An 11,064-nucleotide genomic window follows, 5' to 3' on the forward strand; every position below is an offset into this window, starting at 1 on the left:
TGAGTGTTGGAATTGCTGATGTCTGCTCGTTAATGTGTAAGCAAGGGCTGCCGCTTTACGCTTACGGTTCCTGATAAAGTGCCAGTATAAATGCAGAAACCCATTAGAGGTTAGTCTTGGCTTTATCAATTAAAGAATGCAAGCCGGAGAATGAGACCAGAGTTGGGCGTTCACTTCAAGGTGCAGAACTCGTCTATTCGTAATGCTTGCCTGAGCTGTGCTTCAATCAGGTTCTGACAGTAGGGTTATTGCCTGCTCCAGCCGGGTTTACCGGAGCAGCAGCAGGCAGCTGTTCAGTTGCTACGGAACGGGCGTTGGATGGTGATAACGTTGGAGCCATCGCTTTCAACGTGAGCTTCTGTAAAGTGGCCAAACGGCTCAGCCTTGGAAAAGTAAAAGCCTTGCAGATAATCACAACCCAGGTCACTGAGTGCCTCGGCCTGATGCTGGTTCTCAACGCCTTCTGCAACGACTTTTATCTTCAGTATTTTCGCCAGCTGTACGATTACGCTGACAAAGTGCCGGTCCTGATTGTCGATGTGGAAATCGCGGACAAATTCCCGGTCAATCTTAATAATGTCGACAGGGAAGCGCTTCAGGTAACTCAGGCTCGAGTAGCCGGTGCCGAAGTCATCGATGGCGATCGTCATGCCCAGCCTTTTCAACCGGAGCAGGGTTTGCAGATTCTGCTCGGGGTTCTGCATCAGAGAGGTTTCGGTAATCTCAAAAATAAACCATTCGGCTTTGGCTTTTTCGTCAGAAATGATGCGTTGAATGTCTTCAATAAAGCTTTCTTTAGCCAGTTCCAGTGCGCTGATGTTGATGGAAAGCTTACTGAAGGGTGAGTTCTTTTTGCATAGTGCGCACTTCATGGCAATACAGGCCTGACGGAAGGTCATTGCCCCCAGTTCATGAATCAGCTGTGACTCCTCGGCGACGGAGATGAACACCGCCGGCGAAACAGAGACGCCATCTTTATTGGTCCAGCGCGACAGCCCTTCGGCATAGGCGATAGCGTAGGTGCCGGCTTTAACAATAGGCTGATAATTCAGCTGAATGTCTTTGTCTTTTATAGCCTCACGCAGTTCAGACTCTAATTTCATGCGCTCATTGAGCTGCTCTTCATGCTTTTTGGAATAGAACGCAAACTGGTTGCGGCCCAGGTCTTTCGCCCGGTACATGGCGACATCAGCGCGGCGCATTAGTGTTTCCGGGTCACAGCCATCTTTCGGGCAAGAGGCCAAGCCAATACTGGCCCCCAAAGCATGGGTGCGCCCGTCGAGAATCAGCGGCTCCCCGATCTTTTCCAGCAGTTTGGAGCAGAAACGTGAGGTATCCAGCAGGCTCATGCTGCCCTGCAGTAAAATTAGAAACTCATCGCCGCCGATGCGCGATACGGTATCGGTCTGACGCAACGAGGCCATAATGCGGCCAGCGACATGTTTCAATGCACTGTCACCCACCGAATGCCCCTGGGTATCGTTAATGGTCTTGAAGTTGTCCAGATCCAGGAACAGCAGCGAGAAGCACTCATTGGTGCGCTTATAATTCGCGCAGGCCTGCGCGAGCCGGTCGGTAAACAGTACCCGGTTAGGCAGGTTGGTGAGCATGTCGTGCTGTGCCAGATAAGACATCTTCTCTGAGATTGCCCGTGTTTCGGTAACATCCTGAAAGACCATGACAGCGCCATGGACGGCGCCTTTGTCATCAATGATCGGTGATACCGAATCCTGCACACTGAAAATATCTCCGGTCTTACTTTTCAGGGTTGCCGTTTCGGGTATGCCCATGCGGGCTTTCTTGGAGATGGCCATAGCGGTAGGGTCGTGAATCGCTTTGCCGGTTTGGCTGTCGAACAGACGTATGACGTTTTCAAACGGTTCACCAACGGCTTCTTTCTGAGTGATGCCGGCCAACAGTTCAGCCACCGGGTTAATGTAGGTAATAATGCCGTGCTCATCGGTGGTCACCATGCCGTCGCCCATGGAGTTTACGGTAATCTCCAGCAGGTGTTTCTCTTCTTGCAGCTTCTCTGCGAGCCGGATTTCACGGGAGACATCATCCAGTACCGCGTAAGAGCGGCCCTCACCGTCTTCTTCAATGAAGATGGCAGACAACTCGACATCGATAAGGCTGCTGTCTTTGTGGATAAACTGATAGTGAATATTGTTGATATAGCCCGACTCATAGAATGCCGGCAGCACTTCTTCGACGGCTTTTCTGGCCGATTCCGGCGTCAGAAAATCGCTGGATTTCCGGCCAATCACCTCTTCGCGGCTATAGCCGAGCAGGTCCAGCCATTTGTCGCTCACAGCAACCAGGTAGCCCTTGCTGTCGATGGAATGCAGTGGCATCGGTGTACGTTCGTAAATGGAGCGCGCCTCTATGGATAAATCCTGATAGAGGTTTTTCTTCTGCCGTAACTCGTGCAGCTTAATGCCAAACAGGTTGCTGAACAGGAAAACGATGCCCAGATAGATAAACAGGTAGATCGGGTTTGCCGTGCCGAACTGCTCTGCCGTGGATAGCACAGGCAGCATAAGCGCCATGGTGGAAATCAGTAAAGTAACCCGAAAATAAGACCAGATAGAAACAATAATTAGTAACAGGAAGGCCAGCAGATAAGGCTCAGTGGATTGATTGAAGGCGATATAGATTGCCGCAACTGAACTGGCGAATACACTCAGGGTGACGGGTGACAATAATCTCTCGGCGAACTTTTTGGGCCCCATGTTGAGCCAGCAGATCATGATACCAAACAGGCTCAGGCCGCCGATCAGCTTGGCGTTCATCCAGGCCACCCAATTGGTTGCAACCGCTGGATCTCCCTGCAGGTAGAACAGCACGGAGATGGCGAACCCGCCAACGGCCGGCGCAACAAGGCAGGAAAGCACCATGGCTTTGAAAAACTCGTTCGGCCGGTTGAGTAGCTTATCGAAGTCGGTATACAGGCGCAGTGTGTAACCGGTGATCAGTATTTGTATCAGGTTGGCGCAGGCAAACGAGGCAGTTTTTGCCAGTTCGTTTGAAAACGGCAGGTCGGCAGCGATATTGCCGGCGACTATCGCAATCGCAATGACAAGCCAGCGTTCGAACGGTTGTTTAACCAGCAACAGGCCGGTAACAATATTTGGCATCCAAAGCAGGGCCATAGAGTGATCGGCACGCGTTAACAGCAACGATAGCGATGCAAAACAGTAATAAACGGAAAAAAATAACAGCGCTTGCAGCGCATGTTGACGAGAAAAGGTCACGATAAGCCCCATTTCCTTACAGGATGTTATTGCAGTTTGGACTGATTTATATCAATTTCAACTCGTTAATGTGGCGGAAGTGTTAACTAATGTGGCGTTTACCTTGAAATGGTGCGGAACAGTCTGCTGTTTATATTGAAAGTTTAGGCTTGTTTAGCGATAGGCAGGCCGCTAATGTGGGTTTACATTCCATCTTTAACCTTTTTATGACGCCATTTAACAGAGAAGCCATCAAAAACGGGTTGTTTCAAAAGATTGCCGCCGAAGCGGAGCGCAAGGGGTTAATCCACCTGACCAGTAAAGCGGAAAGGCAGGCCAGCTGGCGTAAGACGTTGGCTGAAAATCCGAATCGCGATGGTTCGGTGTGGGTCTTTGCATACGGCTCGTTGCTGTGGAACCCGGCTATTCATATTTCCGAACAGATTGATGCTCAGCTGGAGGGGTATCACCGCGATTTCACGCTGCGTACCTACATTGGCCGTGGCAGCAAAGAACAGCCTGGGCTGGTGCTGGGGCTGGAGCAGGGGCATAGCTGCAGGGGGCGGGCGCTGCGGGTTGCCGATGAACACATTGAAAGCGAGCTGGATGTGTTGTGGTCACGCGAGATGCTCGCCAGTGCGTACAAGCCAACCTGGCTGCCGGTACAAACCGGCCGAGCCGAGCCGGTATACGCAATTGCCTTTCTGATGGATACCAACTACCCGCACTATGTTGCGCACCTGAGCTTTGAGGAGCGCTGTCACGACCTCGCCCATGGTGAGGGGGCACTGGGTGGCGCAGCCGATTATCTGTTTTCTACACTGGAGGCGCTGCAGTCTCTCGGCATTGAAGATACTTTACTTGAACGCTACGCGCGTCAGGTTCGTAAAATACAGGCCAGCGGGTAGTTTTCAGAACAGATTATTGCGAAATATCGCAGATCTGTGACTGGGATTGAAAAAGCCTTTGTGTACAATACCCTGCTTTCACGGGCTGTTGATTTTCTGATCAAAATCTGACTGCCTGGACTATTTTTGAGAATCGTTTTCTAGTTTTTTTGTGGAAAGTACGCAATCTGGCAGGGTGCTTCTATTTGAGTGACGCTCGAGCACGTCCATGTGTCGCTCAGCAGCCGAATTCCCTTTCGGCTGATGCACTCAAATAGAAGCACCCTACCAAATTGCTCAGTGCGGCGCTGTATTAAGCGTGAATCGCTGATTTTGGTTTTCAGATACATCGGCAGACAGGATGTCTGCCGCTGAGCGACACATGGATGTGCTTGAGCGCTATCTGAAAACCAAAATCAGCGGTTCATGCGTACAATTGCCACAACCTAGATGAAACTAAAAAACGGTTCTACAAACAATGCGGAGAGACACATGTTTGAAAAGACAATGAACATTGCCGATTACGATGCCGATTTGTGGCAGGCCATGGAAGCGGAGCGAGTGCGTCAGGAAGAGCACATCGAACTGATCGCTTCTGAAAACTACACCTCACCGCGTGTTATGCAGGCGCAGGGTTCTCAGCTGACCAACAAGTACGCTGAAGGCTATCCGGGCAAGCGTTACTACGGTGGCTGCGAGCACGTAGACGTTGTTGAGCAGCTGGCGATTGATCGTGCGAAAGAGCTGTTTGGTGCCGAATACGCCAACGTTCAGCCGCATTCCGGCTCTCAGGCAAACGCTGCGGTATATATGGCGGTATGTCAGCCTGGCGATACCGTACTGGGCATGAGCCTGGCACACGGTGGTCACCTGACTCACGGTGCCCCTGTATCGTTCTCTGGCCGTATCTATAACGCAGTTCAGTATGGCCTGAACCCGGAAACCGGCGAGATCGATTACGATCAGGTTGAAGCGCTGGCGCGTGAGCACAAGCCAAAAATGATCGTGGCTGGCTTCTCGGCTTACTCGATGGTGGTTGACTGGGCGCGTTTCCGCAAGATCGCTGACGAAGTAGGCGCTGTACTGTTCGTTGATATGGCGCACGTTGCAGGCCTGGTTGCCGCAGGCGTTTACCCAAGCCCAATGCCTTACGCCGATGTTGTGACCACCACCACTCACAAAACACTGGGTGGCCCGCGTGGTGGCTTGATTCTGGCTAAAGAAGACGAAGATCTGAATAAGAAGCTGAACTTCGCCGTCTTCCCAGAAAGCCAGGGCGGCCCGCTGATGCACGTGATCGCAGCGAAAGCCGTGTGCTTCAAAGAAGCTATGGAGCCTGAATTCAAAGCGTATCAGGCACAGGTTGTGAAAAACGCCAAAGCGATGGCTGAAGAGTTCATGGCTCGAGGCATCAACATTGTTTCCAACGGTACTGAAGATCACCTGTTCCTGGTGGATCTGATCGGTAAAGAATACTCCGGTAAAGACGCAGACGCCGCTCTGGGCAAAGCCAATATTACCGTGAATAAAAACTCCGTACCGAACGATCCGCGTTCACCGTTTGTAACCTCGGGTCTGCGTATCGGTACGCCTTCGATTACCCGTCGTGGCTTTAAAGAAGCGGAATCCCGTGAGCTGGCTGGCTGGATCTGCGATGTACTGGATGGCCTGGAAAGCGGCAATGCAGACGCGGCAATCGAAGAAGTGAAAGGTAAAGTTCTGGATATCTGTGGCAAGCTGCCGGTTTATAAATAAGACCTGAGTTAGCCCGATGTTATTAAGCCGGCGATTGCCGGCTTTTTTGTGCCCGTGTGGTTATGGCGGGGCGGGAGGGCGATTGGCTCGCTCAGTTCAGACGAACAAAAAGTTTCGAATCAGGTCTTTACCGCCCTCGGTCGCAAACGATTCCGGATGGAACTGAATGCCATGAATCGGGTAATCAAAATGCTCGACCCCCATAATCTCGAAGTCTTCCGGGTGGGTGGATTTTATCTTTTCACGATCGTTAAAGCTTTCCTGGGTAAGGGTGCCTACCGTTGAGGTTACCCGTAAGCAGCTCGGCAGTTTTGCCTGATTGGCGATCAGGGAGTGATAGCGCATCACCTCGAGCTGGTCGGGCAGGTTTTTAAACACGCCCGTGCCATCGTGATTAATCGGGCTGATTTTGCCATGCATCGGCAATGGCGCCTTAACGACTTCACCGCCGAAGCAGTGAACGATGCCCTGCATGCCCAGGCAAACACCCAGCAACGGCGTGGTTTTACCTAATTCCATAATTGCATCGGCGCATACGCCAAAGTATTCCGGGTCGTCCGGGCTGCCCGGGCCGGGTGACACTATGATGCGGTCCGGGTTCAGCGCCTTAATTTCATCCAGGCTGATTTCATCGTTACGCTTAACAGTAATTTCGAACTGTTCCAACGCGCCGCGGTTTTTTTCGCTTGCTAAAATTTCGCCAATAAACTGGTAAAGGTTAAAGGTGAAGGAATCGTAGTTATCAATAATGAGTACGTTCATAACAGGGGGTTTCCTCAGTCCTTTTCGCTTTCAGTCATAAACAGGTCGAGCACTTTTTTGGTACCGGCAAACTTTCGTTTGATCTCTTCGTATTCATCGGCCGGGTTAGAATCGTAAACGTTGCCACCACAGGTTTGTACATAGGCCTGTTTGCCATTGGCAAAGACCGTGCGGATGGGAATGGCAAAGGTGCAATCGCCATTAAACGAGAAGTTACCCACCGCGCCACCGTATGGGCCGCGGCCGTCAATCTCTAAATTGTCGATGATCTTCATCGCTTCTATTTTCGGCGCGCCGGTTAGAGTGCCGGCCGGGAAGTTACTGGCCAGGGCCGTAAACATATCGTGCTTCTCATCGATAATGCCGACAATCTCGCTGGAGATATGCTGGACATGGCTGAAGCGCTTGATGTCCATCAGGCTGCGTACCTTGACGGTGCCGAAGCGGGCGACGCGGCCGATGTCGTTGCGGTGCAAGTCGACAATCATGTTATGTTCGGCAATTTCTTTCGGGTCGTTGAGCAGCTTGCGCGCCAGCGCGGTGTCTTCTTCTGCGGTTTTGCCGCGCAGTGTTGTACCGGCCAGTGGGAAGGTATCCATTTCACCCTGACGCAAGCGGAACAGAATTTCCGGGCTGGCACCGATCAGTTTTTGTTCGCCAAACTTCACGTAGTACATCATGGGCGACGGGTTCACATCCCGCAGCTTTTCATACAGGTTGATGCTGTCGCCTTCCATATCGAAGTACTTCTTAAAGCCGACCTCGGTCTGGAATATCTTGCCGTCGATGATGTCCTGCTTCACCTTCATCACCGCCTCAGCGTGCTCCTGCTGGGTCATACCATCGCGGAAGTTAGAGATTTTAAGCTCACCGTTGCCGGTGTAACTTTCATTCAGCAGTTGCTCGACAATATCAATGCGATTATCGGTGTAATAGAAGTAGAAAACTTCACCGGTCATCTTGTCGAGCACCAGCCCGTCTTTAAACAGGCCGAAGCGGAAGGCATCGAACAGCTCGCTGCGCTGAATGCTCAGCGTCGGTTCAAAGTAGTTCATGGCATCGTAGCCAATGTAGCCCGAAAGGCCGCCGCAATACATGCGGGAGATGATGTTTTGCGGCATCAGCTCGCGCAGCATTAAATAGGGGTTTTCGCTTTCAATGTTTTCCTGGCTGCCGTCACGCTCTTCAATGGTCAGTGTTGTGCCATTGGCGTAGATGATTCTTTCCGGGTCGAAGCAGATGATGGAATAGCGGGCGATGTGGCTTTCTTCACCCAGCGATTCGAGCATGATGCAGTTGTCGAATTTCTTTTCGACCTTTTTGAACAGCTCAAAAAAATCGCACTGGTCTGTTACTTTAATGTATTGGGGTTTGCGCGGCAGCGAAAACTTTTCTTCAATGGTCATGTTGTTCTCTTAGTCTGATTCTTTTAATGCCCGGGCACCGCGCGAAACGGTGGCGATGCCGACGCCCAGCTGCTCGGCGATTTTGCGCTGCGGTACACCCTGTTTTAACAGCACCAAAATTTGCAGGCGTTTACAAACCTCTTCATATTCGGTTTGCGTCAGCAGTTGCTGTAATCGTTCATCCATCTGTTCGCGGCTGGTAGCGTTGAGCAGGTGATCGGCCAGTTGTTGTTTAAAAGAGTTGTCTGTATTCATGTACTAGTATGCTATAACAATTTGCGGTAGAGTCAACGCTGGTTTTTAATTATTTATTGTTGATTTCAGCATAACTTTGAACAGTGACACATAACCTTGAACTATGAAGCGTATCTTTGAACAGTGAGACGTAACTTTGAACAATGATATGTATCTCTGAACAGGCCGCTTCTAGGTTCATATTTAGACTTAAGTGTGGGGCAAGGCCTGTAAGGGTCTAAGCTTGCTCTGAACGGCGCTTTGCCAGGGACGCTAGTTTATCAGACCTTTTTGAAAGGCTTGCCCGTCTGAAATGCCAGGCAAAGACAATTGCTACCAGTAAAGCACCTATCCCTATGCTGATAATGCATGGTCTACCAGTGCTCATTGATGCTACTAAGGTAATGAAAACATTAAGGATAGTCCCACGCAGCATACGTAAATCGAAGTATCGATCCATTAATTGAGCAGAGGCTTCAGGGTAGTCCAGCCAGAAATCTGAAGCTCTTTCATTCTTTTCACGTTTATAAACCCAGGTGTTTAACAGTTGTTCGACTGCTCCTGTAATTGCGTCTGCTAATGACCCCGCAATGTATGCAAAGCCAATTACTGCAAAGCTAACAATCACTCCAACGTCTTTAGCCCTTATAACTAAGTGATAAACTTCCTTTACTGAAAGCCCGCTCCAAAGGAACATCCATATCGATGCCTGAAGCCCTAATATCAGAAACTCAATGCGAAGTGGAGTGGTGTTTATATTCATTTCATACCTGCTGGTTTTGTTTTAACTTCTCGGTACTTTTTAACCTCGCGCCGGAAAGCCGCTAAATCGACATCAGCGATGTTAATAGAGATTTGATCGGAGCCGTGTGTATGAGAGATCAGTCGCTCATAGGGTATTTTGTATGGTGCTTGTATAGTAGATCCACCAAATTGCCCTATATTAGCAATGACGACATGCTGGTACATGTGGTACTGGAGAGCCGCGGCCATATTATCAAACGTACTTACATCCTGATTGTGCGCAGCAATCACATAAAGATCGGTTTTGTCTCTGAGGTCTGCTGCTAGTTTGATATCAGTGGCATCGTAGCAAATTGAGCCAGTTAATGTGAAAGGGCCATCTTTGAATCCGTCAATTACGATTAAATGCTGGCAAGGTCGATAAGATGTAATGCCTAGAGACTTTTCTATATTTGTAAGATTTTCTTCGCCTTGATCTCTGATCACCCACTGGCGTCCAGTATCTCTGTAATCAGGAATGAACCAACGCGCGACGTTTACAAGCTTTCCTTGGTGATCTTTGAAGACTAAACCAGCGAAGACAATGGCCTTTGTCTGATCAACAAGCCTTTTAATGATTCGTTCATCATCAAGGTGTACAGATAGTTCAGGAAAAACTATCAAATCTGCATAAGATTTTTCGCCAGACTCAACAGTCTCAGAAGCTCGTTTCGCCTCTAAAGTCTTAGTAACAATTTTACATACGGTAGATAAGTGTTCTGTATGGCGTGCCTTGTATTTCGGATCATCTAATTTTATACCAGCCATAGAAAAATCATCTTGATAAGGCATTAGCTGCTGAACAGTCACGAGCCTGAACAAACGATCGATTTCTGGGGTAGGTGAACGCTTTCTATCGACTACGGATGGTATCGCAGGCAAGTTGGATGCACTACAAACTAAGGTGTTTAATTGTGTCAGCCGCAATTTGAGGATCCGCTTGAACGAACTCAGGCCATCTATTGTTAAAATATCTTGACTCTTAACATAGGTTGACTCAAAGCCAGGCCATTGCAAACAACGGCAAAGTAAGTCAGAGAACCAGGAACTAACAGTGCTGTATTCACCTACCAAATTCTCCGGAGAATGCATCATACCCATGCGCCGTTTATACCAGTTAGAGCGAACCCCTTTATAAGCTGTTGTCTTACTCTGTTTCCAGCGATTGCCTGTGTAGTCAGTTCCTCCTAGGGCTGCTGCTCGTAATACTGTCCCTACCCAGTAGAGCTTTGCTTCATCACCTAAATGGCTATCCGAATTAGAGTCAACAATCCAGTCAGGAACTTTGAACCTAGGATCTACGCTAAATTCCTTCTCAATTAAGCTTAGAGCTACTATTTCATTTGACTGTTGCCAGAGCTCTGACCAAGAATCTTCAGAACTAATAGTGATAGATATTTCTCTAGGTGATTTCTCATAGGCCGCTGGAGTTTTCTCAAGTAATTTTGCTAACGAAAGGCCGAGCTTAATGAGCGCATGTTCATATTCAAAACCATTGTCGGCAGAGCCGATAACACGCTGTAACGATTGCTTACTACCGCTGGCATTGACCGGCTTCTGAGGTGCTGCCCAATCAAGTGAGATTAGCTCTTTTTCAAACTTAGGGTGCTTATTCAATTGCTCCCAAATGGCAAACCAGAAAGGCCCTCCGCGTTTGGCAAATGCTTCCAGCAATTTATACCTTTTGGATGTCGATGGTTGAATTGTTTTCAGATAGAGCGATGCAAAACTTTCAAAGTTCCCAGTTATTTGAGCAGCAATCTCAAAGAGCACCGGAATTTGCACATTAAACTTAGGCGGGGTCCCGGCAAGGATTTCATGAAGCCATTCATGGATTAAGCTTGAGTTCTTCGAGTTACATACAGGCTTGTTTGCAATTGCCAGTAATACCAGTGCTTGGCGTTTGATGTCCGAGTTACCCACATTTAGTAGACACCTTCTATAGTTAGATAGGAGGTGCACTATGGCACGCAAGAAAACCCAAGCTTATTCAGAAGAGTTTCG

General features: G+C 49.2%; 8 protein-coding genes. 2 read left to right on the top strand and 6 right to left on the bottom strand.

What is annotated here, in order from left to right; all coding sequences use genetic code 11:
• Nucleotides 1-293 precede the first annotated feature (293 nt).
• Complete coding sequence (locus BCF53_RS18285; RefSeq protein ID WP_165901992.1) at nucleotides 294-3,254, bottom strand: bifunctional diguanylate cyclase/phosphodiesterase; 2,961 nt, start codon at nucleotides 3,252-3,254, stop codon at nucleotides 294-296.
• A gap of 176 nt (nucleotides 3,255-3,430) precedes the next feature.
• Between BCF53_RS18285 and BCF53_RS18290 the strand changes: the two genes are divergently transcribed.
• Together BCF53_RS18290 and glyA are read left to right on the top strand one after the other, a co-directional pair.
• A complete protein-coding gene (locus BCF53_RS18290) occupies nucleotides 3,431-4,141 on the top strand; it encodes a gamma-glutamylcyclotransferase (RefSeq protein ID WP_132704073.1) in 711 nt (236 codons plus the stop codon).
• Between the two features lie 471 nt (nucleotides 4,142-4,612).
• Nucleotides 4,613-5,875: a serine hydroxymethyltransferase gene (glyA, locus tag BCF53_RS18295; RefSeq protein WP_132704075.1), complete on the top strand. Its 1,263-nt coding sequence runs from the start codon at nucleotides 4,613-4,615 to the stop codon at nucleotides 5,873-5,875.
• Between the two features lie 96 nt (nucleotides 5,876-5,971).
• Here glyA and BCF53_RS18300 read toward each other — a convergent pair whose 3' ends face one another.
• The 5 genes from BCF53_RS18300 to BCF53_RS19335 form a co-directional block, all read right to left on the bottom strand.
• Complete coding sequence (locus BCF53_RS18300) at nucleotides 5,972-6,637, bottom strand: anthranilate synthase component II (protein WP_132704077.1); 666 nt, start codon at nucleotides 6,635-6,637, stop codon at nucleotides 5,972-5,974.
• A gap of 14 nt (nucleotides 6,638-6,651) precedes the next feature.
• Nucleotides 6,652-8,043, bottom strand: a complete 1,392-nt coding sequence (locus tag BCF53_RS18305) for an anthranilate synthase component I family protein (protein ID WP_132704079.1) — start codon at nucleotides 8,041-8,043, stop codon at nucleotides 6,652-6,654.
• 9 nt (nucleotides 8,044-8,052) lie between these two features.
• The gene (locus BCF53_RS18310) at nucleotides 8,053-8,298 is read right to left on the bottom strand and encodes a Trp family transcriptional regulator (RefSeq protein WP_132704081.1); all 246 of its coding nucleotides are present in this window, start codon (nucleotides 8,296-8,298) and stop codon (nucleotides 8,053-8,055) included.
• Between the two features lie 217 nt (nucleotides 8,299-8,515).
• Nucleotides 8,516-9,040, bottom strand: a complete 525-nt coding sequence (locus tag BCF53_RS18315) for a hypothetical protein (protein WP_132704083.1) — start codon at nucleotides 9,038-9,040, stop codon at nucleotides 8,516-8,518.
• On the bottom strand, nucleotides 9,037-10,983 hold the full coding sequence (locus tag BCF53_RS19335) for a hypothetical protein (protein ID WP_207902786.1): 1,947 nt from the start codon (nucleotides 10,981-10,983) through the stop codon (nucleotides 9,037-9,039). The genes BCF53_RS18315 and BCF53_RS19335 overlap by 4 nt, the downstream gene beginning before the upstream one ends.
• Nucleotides 10,984-11,064: the final 81 nt, after the last annotated feature.

It is taken from the genome of Reinekea marinisedimentorum (assembly GCF_004341165.1).
Classification (GTDB): domain Bacteria; phylum Pseudomonadota; class Gammaproteobacteria; order Pseudomonadales; family Natronospirillaceae; genus Reinekea; species Reinekea marinisedimentorum.

Bases quoted from the DNA above. Each gene is read 5' to 3' on its own strand.
- BCF53_RS18305 (WP_132704079.1), bottom strand. From the start codon at position 8,043: ATGACCATTGAAGAAAAGTTTTCGCTGCCGCGCAAACCCCAATACATT.
- BCF53_RS18300 (WP_132704077.1), bottom strand. From the start codon at position 6,637: ATGAACGTACTCATTATTGATAACTACGATTCCTTCACCTTTAACCTT.
- BCF53_RS18315 (WP_132704083.1), bottom strand. From the start codon at position 9,040: ATGAATATAAACACCACTCCACTTCGCATTGAGTTTCTGATATTAGGG.
- glyA (WP_132704075.1), top strand. From the start codon at position 4,613: ATGTTTGAAAAGACAATGAACATTGCCGATTACGATGCCGATTTGTGG.
- BCF53_RS18310 (WP_132704081.1), bottom strand. From the start codon at position 8,298: ATGAATACAGACAACTCTTTTAAACAACAACTGGCCGATCACCTGCTC.